This window comes from Enterobacter sp. PP-008-ECC_S150, from assembly GCF_045257065.1.
Classification (GTDB): Bacteria; Pseudomonadota; Gammaproteobacteria; order Enterobacterales; family Enterobacteriaceae; genus Enterobacter; species Enterobacter chengduensis.
This window is the reverse complement of sequence record NZ_JBJHHG010000005.1, coordinates 110,150-126,933: the sequence shown is the minus strand read 5'-3', so window position 1 is coordinate 126,933 and position 16,784 is coordinate 110,150. Positions and strand designations below refer to the sequence as shown.

Annotated in this window: 20 protein-coding genes; 14 read left to right on the top strand and 6 right to left on the bottom strand. The window is 54.7% G+C overall.

Annotation, left to right across the window (positions count from 1 at the left end; all coding sequences use genetic code 11):
* Positions 1-170: 170 nt before the first annotated feature.
* The 7 genes from mlaF (at position 171) to murA (ending at position 4,964) form a co-directional block, all read left to right on the top strand.
* Positions 171-983 carry a phospholipid ABC transporter ATP-binding protein MlaF gene (gene mlaF / locus ACJBF3_RS08065; protein WP_024906354.1) on the top strand — a complete coding sequence of 271 codons (813 nt, stop codon included), beginning with the start codon at positions 171-173 and terminating at the stop codon, positions 981-983.
* A gap of 7 nt (positions 984-990) precedes the next feature.
* Entirely contained in the window at positions 991-1,773 is a 783-nt protein-coding gene (gene mlaE, locus ACJBF3_RS08060; protein ID WP_010436044.1) for a lipid asymmetry maintenance ABC transporter permease subunit MlaE, read from the top strand.
* Between the two features lie 4 nt (positions 1,774-1,777).
* A complete protein-coding gene (gene mlaD / locus ACJBF3_RS08055) occupies positions 1,778-2,326 on the top strand; it encodes an outer membrane lipid asymmetry maintenance protein MlaD (RefSeq protein ID WP_045329765.1) in 549 nt (182 codons plus the stop codon).
* An 18-nt stretch (positions 2,327-2,344) separates the two neighbouring features.
* On the top strand, positions 2,345-2,980 hold the full coding sequence (gene mlaC, locus ACJBF3_RS08050) for a phospholipid-binding protein MlaC (protein WP_045329730.1): 636 nt from the start codon (positions 2,345-2,347) through the stop codon (positions 2,978-2,980).
* Positions 2,980-3,273 carry a lipid asymmetry maintenance protein MlaB gene (gene mlaB, locus ACJBF3_RS08045; protein WP_045329732.1) on the top strand — a complete coding sequence of 98 codons (294 nt, stop codon included), beginning with the start codon at positions 2,980-2,982 and terminating at the stop codon, positions 3,271-3,273. Before mlaC ends, mlaB begins: the two co-directional genes overlap by 1 nt.
* 126 nt (positions 3,274-3,399) lie before the next feature.
* Positions 3,400-3,654 carry a BolA family iron metabolism protein IbaG gene (gene ibaG, locus ACJBF3_RS08040; RefSeq protein ID WP_008501458.1) on the top strand — a complete coding sequence of 85 codons (255 nt, stop codon included), beginning with the start codon at positions 3,400-3,402 and terminating at the stop codon, positions 3,652-3,654.
* Positions 3,655-3,704: 50 nt separating this feature from the next.
* A complete protein-coding gene (murA, locus tag ACJBF3_RS08035) occupies positions 3,705-4,964 on the top strand; it encodes a UDP-N-acetylglucosamine 1-carboxyvinyltransferase (protein WP_024906358.1) in 1,260 nt (419 codons plus the stop codon).
* A 60-nt stretch (positions 4,965-5,024) separates the two neighbouring features.
* On the opposite strand, the gene sfsB is transcribed toward murA, so the two are convergent.
* Positions 5,025-5,312, bottom strand: coding sequence for a DNA-binding transcriptional regulator SfsB (gene sfsB, locus ACJBF3_RS08030; protein ID WP_045329734.1), 288 nt, complete (start codon positions 5,310-5,312; stop codon positions 5,025-5,027).
* 232 nt (positions 5,313-5,544) lie between these two features.
* On the bottom strand, positions 5,545-6,516 hold the full coding sequence (gene ispB, locus ACJBF3_RS08025; RefSeq protein WP_045329735.1) for an octaprenyl diphosphate synthase: 972 nt from the start codon (positions 6,514-6,516) through the stop codon (positions 5,545-5,547).
* Between the two features lie 257 nt (positions 6,517-6,773).
* On the opposite strand from ispB, the gene rplU reads away from it, so the two are divergent.
* The 4 genes from rplU to cgtA all read left to right on the top strand — a co-directional run bounded on the left by rplU (position 6,774) and on the right by cgtA (position 9,615).
* Positions 6,774-7,085 (top strand): 50S ribosomal protein L21, encoded by a 312-nt coding sequence (gene rplU / locus ACJBF3_RS08020; RefSeq protein ID WP_003025032.1) that lies wholly within the window; start codon positions 6,774-6,776, stop codon positions 7,083-7,085.
* Positions 7,086-7,104: 19 nt separating this feature from the next.
* Positions 7,105-7,362 carry a 50S ribosomal protein L27 gene (rpmA, locus tag ACJBF3_RS08015; protein WP_004385076.1) on the top strand — a complete coding sequence of 86 codons (258 nt, stop codon included), beginning with the start codon at positions 7,105-7,107 and terminating at the stop codon, positions 7,360-7,362.
* Positions 7,363-7,458: 96 nt separating this feature from the next.
* Positions 7,459-8,424: a DMT family transporter gene (locus ACJBF3_RS08010; RefSeq protein ID WP_045329737.1), complete on the top strand. Its 966-nt coding sequence runs from the start codon at positions 7,459-7,461 to the stop codon at positions 8,422-8,424.
* Positions 8,425-8,439: 15 nt separating this feature from the next.
* Positions 8,440-9,615 carry an Obg family GTPase CgtA gene (cgtA, locus tag ACJBF3_RS08005; RefSeq protein WP_023309345.1) on the top strand — a complete coding sequence of 392 codons (1,176 nt, stop codon included), beginning with the start codon at positions 8,440-8,442 and terminating at the stop codon, positions 9,613-9,615.
* 32 nt (positions 9,616-9,647) lie between these two features.
* Here cgtA and pmrB read toward each other — a convergent pair whose 3' ends face one another.
* From pmrB to dacB, 3 genes are read right to left on the bottom strand one after another with little or no spacing between them, the layout of a single operon-like run.
* On the bottom strand, positions 9,648-10,691 hold the full coding sequence (pmrB, locus tag ACJBF3_RS08000; RefSeq protein WP_045329739.1) for a two-component system sensor histidine kinase PmrB: 1,044 nt from the start codon (positions 10,689-10,691) through the stop codon (positions 9,648-9,650).
* Positions 10,688-11,350: a two-component system response regulator PmrA gene (pmrA, locus tag ACJBF3_RS07995; protein ID WP_024906362.1), complete on the bottom strand. Its 663-nt coding sequence runs from the start codon at positions 11,348-11,350 to the stop codon at positions 10,688-10,690. The genes pmrB and pmrA overlap by 4 nt, the downstream gene beginning before the upstream one ends.
* A gap of 2 nt (positions 11,351-11,352) precedes the next feature.
* Positions 11,353-12,786 carry a serine-type D-Ala-D-Ala carboxypeptidase gene (gene dacB, locus ACJBF3_RS07990; RefSeq protein WP_406544912.1) on the bottom strand — a complete coding sequence of 478 codons (1,434 nt, stop codon included), beginning with the start codon at positions 12,784-12,786 and terminating at the stop codon, positions 11,353-11,355.
* A gap of 228 nt (positions 12,787-13,014) precedes the next feature.
* On the opposite strand from dacB, the gene greA reads away from it, so the two are divergent.
* Positions 13,015-13,491: a transcription elongation factor GreA gene (greA, locus tag ACJBF3_RS07985; protein WP_014171793.1), complete on the top strand. Its 477-nt coding sequence runs from the start codon at positions 13,015-13,017 to the stop codon at positions 13,489-13,491.
* Positions 13,492-13,642: 151 nt separating this feature from the next.
* On the opposite strand, the gene yhbY is transcribed toward greA, so the two are convergent.
* Complete coding sequence (gene yhbY / locus ACJBF3_RS07980; RefSeq protein ID WP_003861814.1) at positions 13,643-13,936, bottom strand: ribosome assembly RNA-binding protein YhbY; 294 nt, start codon at positions 13,934-13,936, stop codon at positions 13,643-13,645.
* 127 nt (positions 13,937-14,063) lie between these two features.
* Between yhbY and rlmE the strand changes: the two genes are divergently transcribed.
* Positions 14,064-14,690, top strand: coding sequence for a 23S rRNA (uridine(2552)-2'-O)-methyltransferase RlmE (gene rlmE / locus ACJBF3_RS07975; protein ID WP_003861812.1), 627 nt, complete (start codon positions 14,064-14,066; stop codon positions 14,688-14,690).
* Between the two features lie 102 nt (positions 14,691-14,792).
* Positions 14,793-16,727, top strand: a complete 1,935-nt coding sequence (ftsH, locus tag ACJBF3_RS07970; RefSeq protein WP_045329743.1) for an ATP-dependent zinc metalloprotease FtsH — start codon at positions 14,793-14,795, stop codon at positions 16,725-16,727.
* Positions 16,728-16,784: the final 57 nt, after the last annotated feature.

Below are 16,784 nucleotides of genomic sequence, written 5' to 3'. Positions count from 1 at the left end.
CATACAGTCTGAGGCGTAACGAATTCCTAATTTTGACTTTATGCGCCGGAAAAGTAAAACAAATGCCAGCTTTCGCTAACCTCAACGGCTATTATTCTGTAAAAATGCGCAGTTGAGGGCTGATTCAGTCGGCATGCCTTAACGTGAGCAGGGTAATAAAGGAACCATAAATGAGCCAAACGATGGCGAATTTAGTCGATGTTCGCGGTGTGAGCTTTTCTCGCGCCAACAGATTGATATTTGACGATATTTCGTTGACCGTACCGCGTGGCAAGATCACTGCCATCATGGGGCCGTCCGGGATCGGTAAAACGACCCTGCTGCGCCTTATTGGTGGGCAGATCCCACCGGATAGCGGTGAAATCCTCTTTGATGGCGAAAACATCCCGGAGATGTCGCGCTCGCGCCTGTATACTGTCCGCAAACGCATGAGCATGCTCTTTCAGTCGGGCGCCTTATTCACCGACATGAACGTCTTTGATAACGTGGCCTATCCGCTGCGCGAGCATACCAGCCTGCCGCCTGAACTGCTGAAAAGCACGGTAATGATGAAGCTCGAAGCCGTCGGTTTGCGGGGCGCCGCGAAGCTGATGCCTTCCGAACTGTCCGGCGGGATGGCGCGTCGCGCCGCGCTGGCACGCGCGATTGCATTAGAACCCGATCTCATCATGTTCGACGAACCGTTTGTTGGACAGGATCCCATCACGATGGGCGTGCTGGTGAAGCTCATTTCTGAACTGAACAGCGCGCTTGGCGTCACCTGCATTGTGGTCTCTCACGATGTACCGGAAGTATTGAGCATTGCCGATTACGCCTATATTGTGGCGGACAAAAAGATCGTCGCACACGGCAGCGCCCAGGCGCTGCAGGAAAATTGCGATCCGCGCGTGCGGCAGTTCCTTGACGGTATTGCAGATGGCCCCGTGCCGTTCCGCTACCCGGCGGGCGACTATCGTGACGATTTACTGGGAATAGGGAGTTAAGCCACTCATGCTGCTAAATGCGTTGGCCGCTCTCGGACACCGTGGCATAAAAACCATCAGGACGTTCGGGCGCGCCGGATTGATGTTATTCAACGCGCTGGTCGGCAAGCCGGAATTCCGCAAGCACGCGCCGCTGCTGGTGCGGCAGCTTTATAATGTCGGCGTGCTGTCGATGCTCATCATCATTGTCTCCGGTCTGTTTATCGGTATGGTGCTTGGGCTGCAGGGCTATCTGGTTCTGACAACCTACAGTGCAGAAACCAGCCTCGGGATGCTGGTGGCGCTCTCGCTGCTGCGTGAACTGGGCCCGGTTGTGGCGGCGCTGCTGTTCGCCGGGCGTGCGGGGTCGGCATTAACGGCTGAAATTGGCCTGATGCGAGCGACCGAGCAGCTCTCCAGCATGGAGATGATGGCGGTCGATCCGCTGCGTCGCGTCATCTCGCCGCGTTTCTGGGCGGGGGTCATCTCTTTACCGCTGTTAACGATTCTGTTCGTCGCGGTGGGTATCTGGGGCGGTTCGCTGGTTGGCGTGCACTGGAAAGGCATTGATGCCGGTTTCTTCTGGTCCGCGATGCAGGACGCCATTGACCTGCGAATGGATCTGGTTAACTGCCTGATTAAAAGCGTAGTCTTTGCCATTACGGTCACCTGGATTGCATTGTTCAACGGTTACGATGCAATCCCAACGTCGGCGGGCATTAGCCGCGCAACTACACGTACAGTCGTACATTCGTCGCTGGCCGTACTGGGCCTGGATTTTGTGCTCACCGCACTGATGTTTGGGAATTGAGTTCATGCAAACGAGAAAAAATGAAATTTGGGTCGGTGTATTCCTGCTGCTGGCGCTGCTGGCCGCGCTGTTTATCTGCCTGAGAGCGGCGGATATCACCTCAGTGCGCACCGAACCGACGTATCGCATCTATGCCACCTTCGATAACATCGGCGGGCTGAAGGCGCGTTCACCGGTCCGCATCGGCGGCGTGGTGATCGGACGCGTAACTGACATTACGCTTGATGAGAAAACCTATCTGCCGCGCGTCGCGATGGATATCGAAGAGCGTTATAACCACATTCCGGACACCAGCTCTCTTTCTATCCGTACTTCCGGGCTGCTGGGCGAACAATATCTGGCGCTTAACGTCGGCTTTGAAGACCCCGAGCTGGGAACGACTATCCTTAAAGACGGTAGCGTTATCCAGGACACCAAGTCCGCCATGGTGCTGGAAGATATGATTGGTCAGTTCCTTTACAACAGTAAAGGGGATGATAAAAAGTCTGACAATGCCCCTGCGCAGAGTGAAGACCATACCAATGCGGCACCGACCCCAGGTGCGGCGAATTAATATCAGGAGAAGTCATTCATGTTTAAACGACTGTTAATGGTTGCCATGCTGGTTATCGCTCCTCTCACCGCGGCTCATGCTGCGGATCAGAGTAACCCGTACAAACTGATGGACGAAGCGGCGAAGAAGACCTTCGATCGTCTTAAAAACGAACAGCCTAAAATTCGTGCTAATCCTGATTATCTGCGTGACGTCGTTGACCAGGAGCTGCTGCCGTATGTGCAGATTAAGTACGCGGGTGCGCTGGTGCTGGGCCGCTATTACAAAGACGCCACCCCTGCGCAGCGTGATGCGTACTTTGCCGCGTTCCGTGAATACCTGAAGCAGGCGTATGGTCAGGCGCTGGCGATGTACCACGGTCAGACCTATCAGATTGCGCCTGAGCAGCCGCTGGGCGATGCGACTATCATCCCTATCCGCGTGACAATCAGCGATCCAAACGGTCGTCCGCCGGTGCGTCTGGATTTCCAGTGGCGTAAAAACAGCCAGACCGGTCACTGGCAGGCGTATGACATGATTGCCGAAGGGGTAAGCATGATCACCACTAAACAGAACGAATGGAGCGACCTGCTGCGTACCAAAGGCATTGATGGCCTGACCGCGCAGCTGCAGTCCATTGCTCGTCAGAAAATTACCCTGGACGAGAAGAAGTAATGTCACAGCAACTCAGCTGGTCGCGTGAAGGCGAGACGTTAAAGCTGTCCGGTGAGCTGGATCAGGATCTGCTGAACCCACTGTGGGACAAACGCCATGAAGCGATGCAGGGCGTGACGATTATTGATTTAACCGACGTCTCGCGGGTGGATACGGCGGGTGTGGCGCTGCTTGCCCATCTGGTTGCGGTAGGGAAAAAGCAGGGGGCTCGCGTCACGCTTCACGGCGCGAGCGATAATGTCGTCACCCTTGCGCAGCTCTACAATCTGCCTCAGGACGTCCTGCCTCGTTAATATTTTCAGTGCGTTACTTCCTAAAGCCCTGACAGTTTCATCGTCGGGGCTTTTTGCTTGTTTATGACCGCGCCACTTTGCTCTAAGATGTTTGGCTTGTTTTCACTATCAGATGATTAAGAGCCCATGGAAAATCATGAAATCCAGACAGTGCTGATGAACGCACTCTCCCTTCAGGAAGCCCACGTCACTGGCGATGGCAGTCACTTCCAGGTTATTGCTGTGGGTGAGATGTTCGACGGTATGAGCCGTGTGAAGAAGCAGCAGGCTGTGTACGCGCCGCTGATGGAATATATTGCGGATAACCGCATCCACGCCCTGTCGATTAAAGCGTTCACCCCGCAAGAGTGGGCACGCGATCGCAAACTAAACGGTTTTTGAGCTGAGGGCGACAGGCCCGCAGCACGGTTGAATTTATAAGAGAGCACACAATGGATAAATTTCGTGTACAGGGGCCAACGCGTCTCCAGGGCGAAGTCACAATTTCTGGCGCGAAAAACGCCGCGCTGCCAATCCTCTTCGCTGCGCTGCTCGCGGAAGAGCCGGTAGAAATTCAGAACGTACCGAAGCTGAAAGATATCGACACCACCATGAAGCTGCTCACCCAGCTGGGCACGAAAGTTGAGCGTAACGGTTCCGTCTGGATCGACGCCAGCAAGGTGAACAACTTCTCTGCCCCTTACGATCTGGTGAAAACCATGCGTGCATCCATCTGGGCGCTTGGGCCGCTGGTGGCGCGTTTTGGTCAGGGGCAGGTCTCTCTGCCGGGCGGCTGCGCCATCGGTGCGCGTCCGGTTGACCTGCACATCTTTGGTCTGGAGAAACTGGGCGCAGAGATCAAGCTGGAAGAAGGTTACGTTAAAGCGTCCGTTAATGGCCGTCTGAAAGGCGCGCACATTGTCATGGACAAAGTGAGCGTGGGCGCAACGGTGACCATTATGTCTGCGGCGACGCTGGCAGAAGGCACCACTATCATCGAAAACGCCGCGCGCGAACCGGAAATTGTGGATACCGCCAACTTCCTCGTGGCGCTGGGTGCGAAGATCACCGGTCAGGGTACCGACCGTATCACTATCGAGGGCGTTGAGCGCCTGGGCGGTGGTGTTTACCGCGTGCTGCCGGACCGTATCGAAACCGGTACCTTCCTGGTTGCCGCGGCGATCTCTGGCGGCAAGATTGTTTGTCGTAACGCACAGCCAGATACGCTGGATGCGGTGCTGGCGAAGCTGCGTGATGCGGGTGCAGATATCGAAATCGGTGAAGACTGGATCAGCCTTGATATGCACGGCCAGCGTCCAAAAGCGGTCAATGTCCGTACGGCGCCGCATCCGGCGTTCCCGACCGATATGCAGGCGCAGTTCACCTTGCTGAACCTGGTCGCCGAAGGTACCGGCTTCATCACAGAAACCATTTTCGAAAACCGCTTTATGCACGTACCGGAGCTGATCCGTATGGGCGCGCATGCTGAGATCGAAAGTAATACCGTGATTTGCCATGGCGTGGAGAAACTGTCAGGTGCTCAGGTGATGGCAACCGATCTGCGTGCGTCTGCAAGCCTGGTGCTGGCGGGTTGTATCGCGGAAGGCACAACGATCGTGGATCGTATCTATCACATCGATCGCGGTTATGAGCGTATCGAAGATAAACTGCGCGCGCTGGGTGCCAACATCGAGCGTGTGAAGGGCGAGTAATCGTTCCGGCAGCCCCCTGCCAGAGATGACCGGGGGGTTGCTGTTCCTGTCAAAAATGCGTTATTCCTGCGGTTCTTTTTTTACTTTTCTCTGACGAATCATGCGCGATCTGTCGATAAATTCATGGGTAATGGGATCGTGGTAGCGCGAAGGCCAAATTATCCACGGATGCGTATCCAGCGCCGTCGCGATAATTAATTCTCCCTTGGGCCAGGGGCGGGTAAGGGCATTTGCCAGAGTTGAAGAACTCAGTCCATGGCGGCGGGACTCTGCTGCCAGTGACGTGCCTCTTTTGCGCAGTGCGGCAATAATATCAGCCGTGTGCCAGTCGATAAACTTCGTATCCATAACGCTGTCCTTAAGTTCGGATTCACCTACGCCGTTTCTTCTGAAACGACGGGGTTTACTATACCCATTTCAAACTTTTGTTCTAAAAAGTTCGCGTTACTTGACGGGATATTCAGAATAAGACACGGCTTTATTCATGCGGTCTCTAAACCGATGAATTTACATGAATGCGGAATTTACTGGAGTGTACTCGCTTCTCCCCGGCGTGGTTGCGGGGAGAAGCAAGGAGGGATTAACGGTCGCGCTGAACGGCGATGTGGGCAAGACCAATCAGTGCGTCGCGCCACGGGCTGTCGGGAATAACCTGGAGAGCTTCGATGGCTTTATCGGCTTCTTCTTCAGCACGCTGACGCGTCCACTCCAGCGATCCGCAGATAGCCATGGTTTCCAGTACAGGTTCCAGGAGATGGCGGCCATTTCCCTGCTCGATCGCTTCACGGATCATTTTCGCCTGTTCCGCCGTTCCGTTGCGCATCGCATGGAGCAGCGGCAGGGTCGGCTTGCCTTCGTTGAGGTCGTCGCCGACGTTTTTGCCGAGCGTCTCGCCGTCGGCACTGTAGTCCAGCAAATCATCAATCAGCTGGAAGGCCGTACCCAGATAGCGGCCATAGTCCTGCAGGCCTTTTTCCTGTGCTTCGGTACAGTCAGCCAGAATGCCGGAACACTGGGCCGCCGCTTCAAACAGGCGCGCGGTTTTGCTGTAAATAACGCGCATGTAGTTTTCTTCGGTAATGTCTGGGTCGTTGACGTTCATCAGCTGCAGCACTTCGCCTTCAGCAATCACGTTTACGGCTTCGGACATCACTTCCAGCACTTTCAGAGAACCCAGGCTGGTCATCATCTGGAAGGCGCGGGTATAGATAAAATCCCCCACCAGGACGCTGGCTGCGTTGCCGAACGCGGCGTTTGCCGTGGCTTTGCCACGACGCATATCCGATTCATCCACCACATCGTCATGCAGAAGCGTTGCCGTGTGAATAAATTCGATGAGCGCTGCAATCGTGATGTGGGCATTTCCCTGATAACCAACGGCTCTGGCAGCCAGTATGGCGATCATCGGACGAATGCGTTTACCACCGCCGCTGACAATGTAATAGCCCAACTGATTAATCAGCTGAACGTCAGAGTTGAGTTGCTCCAGGATTGCTGCATTCACACCCGCCATATCTTGCGCGGTTAACTCGTTGATTTTTTCTAGATTCATCGCAAAAGCCGGGCTTTTTATCCTGTTGTTCCCATCTTCAATGGGGTAACGAAGGGTTTCGGTTTATCAATAGTAGCGCTGATTGTACTGAAAAAACGGCTCAGATAAACGTTACCGTACGTGTTGTGTTTTTTTTCTTCATGTATTGACGGTAGCACTTGTCAAAGGCTCGCGTTTTGCGTAATATTCGCGCCCTATTGTGAATATTTATAGCGCACTCTGATTCATACGAGGACGTGCGCGGAAGCGGAGTTTATATGTACGCGGTTTTCCAAAGTGGTGGTAAACAACACCGAGTAAGCGAAGGTCAGACCGTTCGCCTGGAAAAGCTGGACATCGCAACTGGCGAATCTGTTGAGTTCGCAGAAGTTCTGATGATCGCAAACGGTGAAGAAGTCAAAATCGGCGTTCCTTTCGTTGATGGCGGCGTTATCAAAGCTGAAGTTGTTGCACACGGTCGTGGCGAGAAAGTTAAAATCGTTAAGTTTCGTCGTCGTAAGCACTACCGTAAGCAGCAGGGCCACCGTCAGTGGTTCACTGATGTGAAAATTACTGGCATCAGCGCCTAAGACCTGAGGAGAGATTTAAATGGCACATAAAAAGGCTGGCGGCTCCACACGTAACGGTCGCGATTCAGAAGCTAAACGCCTGGGCGTTAAGCGTTTCGGTGGCGAATCCGTTCTGGCGGGTAGCATCATCGTTCGTCAACGTGGTACCAAATTCCACGCTGGCAACAACGTAGGTTGCGGTCGTGACCACACTCTGTTTGCTAAAGCAGACGGTAAAGTGAAATTTGAAGTTAAAGGCCCGAACAACCGTAAATACATCAGCATCGTTGCTGAGTAAGGTTTTCTCGGTCCGGTAACGGATTAAAGCCCCGCAACCTGTTGCGGGGCTTTTTACATTGGAAACCCGGTAATTTTTTCTGTAGGGAAAACGGGCATGAAGCAGCAGGCCGGCATAGGAATTCTTTTGGCGCTCACTACGGCAATGTGCTGGGGTGCGCTGCCAATTGCAATGAAGCAGGTACTGGAAGTGATGGAGCCGCCTACGGTGGTCTTTTATCGCTTTCTGATGGCAAGCATCGGCCTCGGGGCCATTCTGGCCGTCAAAGGTAAGCTTCCTCCCCTGCGGCTCTTCCGTAAACCGCGCTGGCTGGTGTTGCTGGCTATCGCGACGGGCGGTCTGTTCGGTAACTTCATCCTGTTCAGCTCTTCCCTGCAATATCTCAGCCCCACGGCGTCGCAGGTGATAGGTCAGCTTTCACCGGTGGGCATGATGGTTGCCAGCGTCTTTATCCTCAAGGAGAAGATGCGCGGTACCCAGATTATCGGGGCGAGCATGCTGTTGTGCGGTCTGGTGATGTTCTTCAACACCAGTCTGATAGAAATTTTTACCCGCCTGACGGATTACACATGGGGTGTAATTTTTGGTGTGGGGGCAGCAACGGTCTGGGTGAGCTATGGCGTCGCACAAAAGGTGTTATTGCGCCGACTTGCCTCACAGCAGATCCTCTTTTTGCTGTACACTTTGTGTACAATAGCGTTGCTGCCGTTAGCGAAGCCGGGTGTGATTGCCCAGCTTAGCGACTGGCAGCTGGCGTGCCTCATTTTTTGTGGGCTCAACACGCTGGTTGGCTATGGCGCGCTGGCCGAGGCGATGGCGCGCTGGCAGGCAGCTCAGGTGAGCGCGTTAATCACGCTTACCCCGCTGTTTACGCTGTTATTTTCAGATTTGTTATCAATGGCCTGGCCCGATGTCTTCGTCAGACCGATGCTCAACCTGTTGGGCTATCTCGGTGCGTTTGTCGTGGTTGCGGGCGCGATGTATTCCGCCATTGGTCATCGTCTTTGGGGACGTTGGCGCAAAAATGAAGCGGTTGTAGTAGTCCCCCGCTCAGGCGAATGAGTTACGGAGAGTAAAATGAAGTTTGTTGATGAAGCGACGATCCTGGTCGTGGCTGGTGATGGCGGCAATGGTTGCGTGAGCTTCCGCCGTGAAAAGTATATCCCTCGTGGCGGCCCTGATGGCGGCGACGGCGGGGATGGTGGTGACGTGTGGCTGGAGGCGGATGAGAACCTCAACACGCTGATCGACTACCGTTTCGAAAAATCTTTCCGCGCTGAACGTGGCCAGAACGGCCAGAGCCGTGACTGTACCGGTAAACGCGGTAAAGACGTCACCATTAAGGTTCCGGTCGGTACGCGCGTGATTGACCAGGGCACCGGTGAAACCATGGGTGACATGACCAAGCACGGTCAGCGCCTGATGGTGGCGAAAGGCGGCTGGCACGGTCTGGGTAACAGCCGTTTCAAATCTTCCGTTAACCGTACCCCGCGTCAGAAAACGATGGGTACGCCGGGCGATAAGCGCGACCTGCAGCTGGAGCTGATGCTTCTGGCTGACGTGGGCATGCTGGGTATGCCAAACGCCGGTAAATCGACGTTCATTCGCGCCGTCTCTGCGGCGAAACCAAAAGTGGCGGACTATCCGTTTACCACGCTGGTACCAAGCCTGGGCGTTGTCCGTATGGATAACGAGAAGAGCTTTGTGGTCGCCGATATTCCGGGCCTGATTGAAGGCGCTGCGGAAGGCGCGGGTCTGGGTATTCGCTTCCTGAAACACCTTGAGCGTTGCCGCGTGCTGCTGCACCTCATCGATATCGATCCTATCGACGGTTCCGATCCGGTTGAAAACGCGCGCATCATCGTCGGTGAGCTGGAAAAATACAGCGAAAAACTGGCGAATAAACCACGCTGGCTGGTCTTCAACAAGATCGACCTGATGGACAAAGCCGAAGCGGAAGCCAAAGCGAAAGCGATTGCTGAAGCGATGGGTTGGGAAGATAAGTACTACCTGATCTCTGCGGCAAGCCAGGTTGGCGTGAAAGATCTCTGCTGGGATGTGATGACCTTCATCATCGAGAACCCAATCGTTCAGGCGGAAGAAGCTAAACAGCCTGAAAAAGTCGAATTCATGTGGGATGACTACCACCGCCAGCAGCTCGAAGAGCTGGAAGCGGAAGAAGACGATGAAGACTGGGACGATGACTGGGATGAAGACGACGAAGAAGGCGTCGAGTTCATCTACAAGCACTAACAGCTGTCCAGGCCCCCATCATGGGGGCTTTTTTATTCCAGCGTTGCGGGAAGCCAGCAGCTGGCGATTAAACCGCCTTCAGCGCCATTCTCAAGCGTCAGCCTGCCGCGGTGAAGCTGCACGATGCGCTGCACGATGCTCAGGCCCAGACCGCTGCCGCCGTAGCGCTGGTCAAGACGGCGGAACGGCTCGGTAATTGACTGTCTGTGCGCTTCATCAATCCCCGGCCCCTGATCGATAACGCTAATCTGCGTTCCCCCGTCGACCTCGGTTAATGTCACCGTAATTGTTGTCCCTGCCGGACTGTAGCGTCCGGCATTCTCCAGCAGATTGCGCAGCATCAGGCGCAGGAGCACGGCGTCTCCCTGAACCGTGAGGGCGCTTTTAGCGGGCCAAATCACCGTATGCTCTTTGGCTTCATGCCCCAGGCCGAGCGGTTCAATGATATTTTCCGTCCAGTTAACGGTTTCGTAGTGGCCGCTGGCCATTGCCTGCCCCGCACGGGCCAGCATCAGCAGTTGCTCAACGGTATGCATGAGCTGATCGATACGGCTAATCAGCGTTGCGGCCTGTGGCGCGCCCGACTGCGCCATCAGCTCAAGATGGAGCCGGATACCGGCAAGAGGCGTTCGGAGCTCGTGCGCGGCGTCTGCGGTGAAGAGACGCTCCTGTTGAATGGTATTGTCCAGCCGGGCGAGAAGCTGGTTCAGGGAGGTCGTCACCGCGCCGATTTCCTCCATGTCGGAATACATCGGCAGCGGCGTTAAGTTATCGGCCGAACGGTTAGCGAGGCTGTCGCGGAGTTTATTCAGCGGCCGGGTTATCCAGGTGACCGCCCAGAAGGAGAAGAGCAGGGTGAAGCCGACCATCACCAGAGAAGGGACCAGAAGAGAGGCGATTGCCTCGCGGATCTCTTTCTCAACATGGTTATTGCGGGCTTTCGCCGACAGCGTTTCACTGACCAGAAAACTAATCTGCTCGCGGCTTTCATGCCATAGCCAGATGACGCTTATCAGCTGGAAAAATAACAGAATGACCGCCAGCAGCACCATCAGACGCCGACGCATGCTGTTCATTTCTGGCTCTCCAGACGATAGCCGACGCCGCGAACGGTTTTGATCCTGTCCTTGCCGAGCTTACGCCGCAGGTTGTGGATATGGACCTCAAGGGTATTTGAGCCGGGATCGTCCTGCCAGGAGTAGATATCCTGCTGGAGCGTCTCTCTATGCACCGTTTGTCCGCTGCGCATGATCAGACGCGTAAGCAAGGCGAACTCTTTTGGCGTCACCTCTACGGCCTGATCCTGACGCAAGACCTGCTGGGTTTGCAGATTCAGGGTAATATCGCCGTCGGTCAGTAAGTTATCACTATGCCCCTGATAGCGGCGAATTAACGCTCGCACCCGAGCCTGCAGCTCCGCGAGCGCAAAAGGCTTCACCAGGTAATCATCTGCGCCTGCGTCGAGGCCGGTGATACGATCTTCAATGGCATCGCGCGCCGTCAGGATCAAGACCGGATTGGCGATACCGCGGCGTCGCCACTGGCTGAGCAGCGTGGCTCCGTCTTTATCCGGCAAGCCCAAATCGAGGATCACCAGACTGTATTCGCCGCTCTGAATCAGGGCGTCCGCCTCTGCTGCGGTGCCGGCACAGTCGAGGGCGTACCCTTCGTTCGCCAGCCCCAGCGCCAGCCCTTCCTGCAATAACAGATCGTCTTCAACTATAAGTAGTTTCATCGCTAGTTATTCTGGTAGATGTCCTTATAAAGCCTGCTTTCGAAGCGAACAAGCGGAATACGACGATTGCGCTGGTCGGTCGGTTCGACGGCATAGCCGGAAAGATACTGCACGAATGCCATGCGCTGTCCGCTGGCGGTGGTGATGAAGCCTGCAAGGTTATAGACCCCCTGCAGTGAGCCTGTTTTAGCGGATACTTTGCCGTCCACGCCGGCAGCGTGAAGCCCGGCGCGGTACTGCAGTGTGCCGTCATGCCCGGCCAGCGGCAGCATCGAAATAAAGTTTAGCTCAGTGTCATGCTGTGCAATGTACTGAAGTACCTGCATCATCGTGGCCGGAGAGATCAAGTTATGGCGCGACAGGCCGGAGCCATCGACGGCGATGGTATTCCCCAGATCGATCCCCGCCTGCTGGCGGAGGATCTGACGAACCGCGTCTGACCCCGCGCGCCAGGTGCCCGGCACGCCGAAACGGGCGTGACCAATCATGCGGAACACCGTGTCGGCAATCATGTTGTCTGACTTTTTCAGCATGATTCGCAGCAGGTCGTGCAGCGGAGGAGACTGTTTGCTGGCGATGACCGTACCGGGCTGGTTGACCTGCGTCTGACGAAGCAGCGTGCCGGTGTAGGTGATGCCCGCTTGTTTCAGTTCATCCTTCAGAATGGCGCCCGCATAGCTTGCACCATCCTGTATTGCAAAGGCCAGCGGCAGGGGATCGGCGCGCTGCGTCAGGCAGCCGGTAAGCGTGAAGCGGTTAAGATCGCCTGGCACAACGTCCAGCTCACAGTACTGCGCATCCGGGGATCCTTTCGCCAGCGTGCGAACCTGGCTAAACATGGTCACCGGATAGTAGGACGCGATGCGGATAAACGCTAAATCATCGGGCTTTGGCGCGCTGTAAAGCGAAACCGAGAAGCAGTTACGGTCAACAATCGCGGCGGCGGGCGGGGCGCTAAAGCACTGGGTCATGTCGTTCCACGGCCAGCCGGGCGCTTTATCGTGGCTGGCAAAAATGGAGGTATCGATCAGCACGTTACCATCGATTTTCTGTACGCCAGATTTTTTCAGCACCGCAACCATGTTGCGGATATCCTGGCGCTTAAAGGTCGGATCGCCGCCAAAACGGGCGATAAGATCGCCTTTCAGTTCGCCAGCCTCGACGTTACCTTTGGTTTCGAGCGTGGTCGTAAAGCGGAAGTCGGGCCCGAGCTGGAGCAGGGCGGCGAGGGCAGTGATCACCTTTTGGGTACTGGCAGGCAGCGCCATCTGTTGACTGTGATAGTCAATCTCCGGAGCCGGCGCGCCAACCTTCTGCACCACCAGGGCGAGGTTCGCGCCTGCGGGGAGCTGATTAATGTACTCATCAACGTTCGCGGCCTGGGCGGCGAACGTTAAACTGGTAGTCAATCCGATGATAAATCTGGAAAATCGCATAATCTCGCGCTAACAACCCGAAAACAAACCGTCATACTACGGTGCATGGCACTGCAAAGTAAACGATGACCCATAGTGAACTTCGCGGTAAAATGCATATCAAATTGAAAAATTGCTGCTGACCTGGGGCGTTGCTCCCGGGTCGGTTTTCTTTTTGCTTCTTGCCCGCTTCGGGGGGCAGGAGCAGGGAACACTGCTCCCAACAGGAATGTTTAAGAGGTATAACAAATGCAAGCTATTCCGATGACCTTACGTGGTGCCGAAAAACTGCGCGAAGAGCTGGATTTCCTGAAATCCGTGCGTCGCCCTGAAATCATCGCCGCTATCGCGGATGCGCGCGAGCATGGCGACCTGAAAGAGAACGCTGAATACCACGCCGCGCGTGAACAGCAGGGTTTCTGTGAAGGGCGCATTAAAGATATCGAAGCCAAACTGTCTAACGCACAGGTTATCGATATCACCAAAATGCCGAACAATGGGCGTGTGATCTTTGGCTCTACCGTTACCGTGCTCAACCTGGACAACGACGAAGAGCAGACCTATCGCATCGTGGGCGATGATGAAGCAGACTTCAAACAGAACCTGATTTCAGTGAACTCGCCGATTGCTCGCGGCCTGATTGGCAAAGAGCAGGACGATGTGGTCACCATCCGCACCCCTGGCGGTGAAGTGGAATACGAAATTATTAAGGTTGAATACCTGTAATTCGCTTCTCTACTAAGATGTTGATACATTGTAAAGAAAAGAAAAAGGCCGCATAGCGGCCTTTTATCAACTCAAGGAGCATGGCATTTTGCTCGCCTGCTGACAGAAATCCCTCGTTTCACACAGAAAATGTGTTTGATTCAGGATATCCTTAGCGTGGCAGCGAGATTTTACGCTCTTTAGATGGGCGGTAGAGCACCAGCGTTTTACCGATGACCTGTACATTACAGGCGCCGGTTTCGCGCACGATGGCTTCCACGATCAGGTTTTTAGTGTCTCTGTCTTCAGAGGCGATTTTCACCTTGATCAGCTCGTGGTGTTCCAGCGCTTGTTCAATCTCGGCAAGCACCCCTTCGGTCAAACCATTGTTGCCAAGCATCACTACAGGCTTGAGCGGATGTGCCAGACCCTTAAGGTGCTGTTTTTGTTTAGTACTCAGATTCATCGTATATTTTTGCTTACTTTGGGATTGAAAACGGTTCATTCTACCGCCATCTCCCTTATATCGCCAAATAGCTGCGTAGAAATTTACGTCACAGGCAAGTAACGATGAACCAGGACGGAAATGTTAAATGACAGGTAAAAAGCGTTCTGCCAGCTCCAGCCGCTGGCTTCAGGAACACTTTAGCGATAAATATGTTCAACAGGCACAGAAAAAGGGGTTACGTTCCCGTGCCTGGTTTAAACTTGATGAAATACAGCAAAGTGACAAACTTTTTAAGCCGGGGATGACGGTTGTTGACCTCGGTGCGGCACCTGGCGGATGGTCCCAGTATGCGGTAACGCAGATCGGCGGAACGGGCCGAATCATCGCGTGCGATCTTTTACCAATGGATCCCATCGTCGGTGTCGACTTCCTTCAGGGCGACTTTCGTGATGAATTAGTGCTGAAAGCGTTACTTGATCGTGTAGGTGACAGTAAGGTCCAGGTTGTCATGTCAGATATGGCACCAAATATGTGCGGAACACCGGCGGTGGATATTCCCCGCGCCATGTATCTGGTGGAGCTAGCGTTAGAAATGTGTCGTGATGTACTAGCGCCTGGTGGTAGTTTTGTTGTGAAGGTGTTTCAGGGCGAAGGTTTCGAGGAGTATCTTAAGGAAATTCGCTCCCTGTTTGCGAAGGTCAAAGTTCGTAAGCCGGACTCTTCCCGGGCCCGTTCCCGTGAAGTGTATATTGTAGCGACCGGGCGAAAATGATAACCGGGAGATTTCAGACGAAAGTTTGAATGAAACTGGATATAGAGTATCCTGACGCTGTTTTTAACACAGTTGTAATATGAGGTTAATCCCTTGAGTGACATGGCGAAAAACCTAATACTCTGGCTGGTCATTGCCGTTGTGCTGATGTCAGTATTCCAGAGCTTTGGGCCCAGCGAGTCGAATGGCCGCAAGGTGGATTATTCTACCTTCCTGCAGGAGGTCAATCAGGACCAGGTTCGCGAAGCGCGTATCAACGGACGTGAGATCAACGTTACCAAGAAAGATAGTAACCGTTACACGACTTACATCCCGGTGAACGATCCTAAGCTGCTTGATAACCTTCTGACCAAAAACGTCAAGGTGGTTGGTGAGCCGCCAGAAGAACCAAGCCTGCTGGCTTCTATCTTCATTTCCTGGTTCCCGATGCTGCTTCTTATCGGCGTCTGGATCTTCTTTATGCGTCAGATGCAGGGCGGCGGTGGCAAAGGTGCCATGTCGTTCGGTAAGAGCAAGGCGCGTATGCTGACGGAAGACCAGATCAAGACCACGTTCGCGGACGTCGCCGGTTGTGACGAAGCGAAAGAAGAGGTGGGTGAACTGGTTGAATACCTGCGCGAGCCGAGCCGTTTCCAGAAGCTGGGCGGTAAGATCCCGAAAGGCGTGCTGATGGTTGGCCCTCCGGGTACCGGTAAAACCCTGCTGGCGAAAGCCATCGCGGGTGAAGCGAAGGTGCCGTTCTTTACTATTTCAGGTTCTGACTTCGTTGAAATGTTCGTGGGTGTCGGTGCATCTCGTGTGCGTGACATGTTCGAGCAGGCCAAGAAGGCAGCACCGTGCATTATCTTCATCGATGAAATCGACGCCGTAGGCCGCCAGCGTGGCGCAGGTCTGGGCGGTGGTCACGATGAACGTGAACAGACCCTTAACCAGATGCTGGTTGAGATGGACGGCTTCGAAGGTAACGAGGGTATCATCGTTATCGCGGCGACTAACCGTCCGGACGTACTTGACCCCGCGCTGCTGCGTCCAGGCCGCTTTGACCGTCAGGTTGTTGTCGGTCTGCCGGATGTTCGTGGTCGTGAACAGATTCTGAAAGTTCACATGCGTCGCGTGCCGCTGGCACCAGATATTGACGCGGCAATCATTGCGCGCGGTACTCCGGGCTTCTCCGGTGCCGATCTGGCTAACCTGGTCAACGAAGCTGCACTGTTTGCCGCTCGCGGTAACAAGCGCGTCGTATCAATGGTGGAGTTCGAGAAGGCGAAAGACAAGATCATGATGGGTGCGGAACGCCGCTCCATGGTGATGACGGAAGCGCAGAAAGAGTCCACGGCGTACCACGAAGCCGGTCACGCGATTATTGGTCGACTGGTGCCGGAGCACGATCCGGTGCATAAAGTGACGATTATTCCGCGCGGTCGCGCGCTGGGTGTGACCTTCTTCCTGCCTGAAGGCGACGCGATTAGCGCCAGCCGTCAGAAGCTGGAAAGTCAGATCTCTACCCTCTACGGCGGTCGTCTGGCCGAAGAGATTATCTACGGTGCGGAACATGTTTCAACCGGTGCGTCTAACGACATTAAGGTCGCGACAAACCTGGCGCGTAACATGGTGACGCAGTGGGGCTTCTCCGACAAACTCGGTCCGCTGCTGTATGCAGAGGAAGAGGGTGAAGTCTTCCTGGGCCGCTCCGTGGCGAAAGCGAAACATATGTCCGATGAGACGGCACGTATCATCGACCAGGAAGTTAAATCTCTGATTGAGCGTAACTATGCACGTGCTCGCCAGATCCTGAACGACAATATGGACATCCTGCACTCGATGAAAGATGCGCTCATGAAATATGAGACCATCGATGCACCGCAGATTGACGACCTGATGGCGCGCCGCGAAGTGCGTCCGCCAGCGGGCTGGGAAGACCCAGGCGCTTCCAATAATTCTGACAACAATGGCACCCCGCGTGCGCCGCGTCCGGTTGATGAACCGCGTACGCCAAACCCGGGCAACACCATGTCAGAACAGTTGGGCGATAAGTAAGTCACTGCTGTTGAAGCATTTGTACGTACCTCAAACCCTGGAGCTTGCTCCGGGGTT